Origin of the sequence: Escherichia sp. TW14182, from assembly GCF_000208525.1 — a bacterium.
Taxonomy (GTDB): Bacteria; Pseudomonadota; Gammaproteobacteria; order Enterobacterales; family Enterobacteriaceae; genus Escherichia; species Escherichia ruysiae.
On sequence record NZ_AEJZ01000521.1, the window covers coordinates 1 to 1,295 of the forward strand.

1 protein-coding gene is annotated in these 1,295 nt (G+C 44.6%); it reads left to right on the forward strand.

The genetic code is table 11. The annotated features are described in order from the left end of the window. Positions 1 to 77: 77 nt before the first annotated feature. A complete protein-coding gene (locus EQY_RS0123835) occupies positions 78 to 1,094 on the forward strand; it encodes an Abi family protein (RefSeq protein ID WP_001047164.1) in 1,017 nt (338 codons plus the stop codon). Positions 1,095 to 1,295 lie beyond the last annotated feature (201 nt).

Here is a 1,295-nt window from a genome sequence, read left to right on the forward strand (position 1 = left end):
CCTTGATGGAAAAATAGTATGCTAATTTGACGTATACGTCAACCGTAATAAGATGGAGCAAAATAGCGGAGCCGTGTATGAATCTGGAAGACTACATCTCAGAAGAGCGTCTAAAAATATATGAAAGCATTCTGAAGCTTAAAAAAGAAGAAACAATAGAAGCGTATAACTGGAACAAAGCCTTAAGCAGTGCCATGCATCCACTCATGCACTGCCTTGAGGTCACACTAAGGAACAGTATTGACTATAGCATACGTCATACCCCGCCTCCTGGAGCAGCTCCGGCAGGATCTCCGGCACTGTATCGGACAGACAAAAACTGGATTTTTGACCTGTTTCGTTACCTGGGCGATAAACAATTCATCAGGCAGAATAAGCGCTATAAATTCGATTCGAACGGGCAAATACAGTATCTGGCAAATGGCTTTCCGGTGTATAAAACGACAACCTGGGAAGAGAAGACTATAAGGAAGGTATCCAAGCGTATCACAGATGCTGGTAAGCAGGTAACAGCTGAGCGTGTTATATCAGGGCTCGATTTTGGCTTTTGGACAAACTTACTGACAAGTTCGTATGAAGACCCACGCACCAGAACATTATTATGGCCAAATCTTTTGACCGAGGTGTTTCTAGGTGCTCCCGCTGGCACTAAGCGGCATATACTTGAGAATAAATTCAACCAGATAAGGGAGCTACGGAACAGGCTCTCACATCACGAGGCTATCTGGAAGTTCCAATATGAAGATCCTCGTACGGGAAAACCAGATTACAACAATCCCGTGTTCGGTCTAAATGCATCGCTCATTTTGCTATCAAAAAACTATGACAACATGCTGGAGTTACTTAAATGGTTAAGCCCGGAAAGGTATGAGTCATTTTTGGATAATGGACATGATTCCCGCTTTAGAATTCTATGTACAAAAGAAGGGTTATACAGCTTTGTCCGCCCAACAAAAATATTAGACTCGTTAGATATTGGCCAGAACCGACAGTTGCTCAAGCTACTTAAAAACCTGAAAAAGAACAAAGCGTATAGACTGATGGACAGGAAAAAACTGGTAGCCATAATCGGGCAGGATTATCTACGCCGCTAACTCAAAATCAGATAGCACCCGATAAAGAGGTCGTCTAAACATCCCTCCCTGGCTCTCCCTGTCTGGCTATCAAAGTAAACAGGTGTGGCAGGGAGGCATCCCCTTCAGGCTCTGCCTGCCAGCCACACCGGTTAAACAGCTTCACCACACCAGCCACATTACCGCTCAGACGGTAAGCGCTCCGTCTGTAACGTCTTGTGA

Excerpts from the sequence above, each read along its gene's own strand:
- EQY_RS0123835 (WP_001047164.1), top strand. The coding sequence starts at position 78 with ATGAATCTGGAAGACTACATCTCAGAAGAGCGTCTAAAAATATATGAA.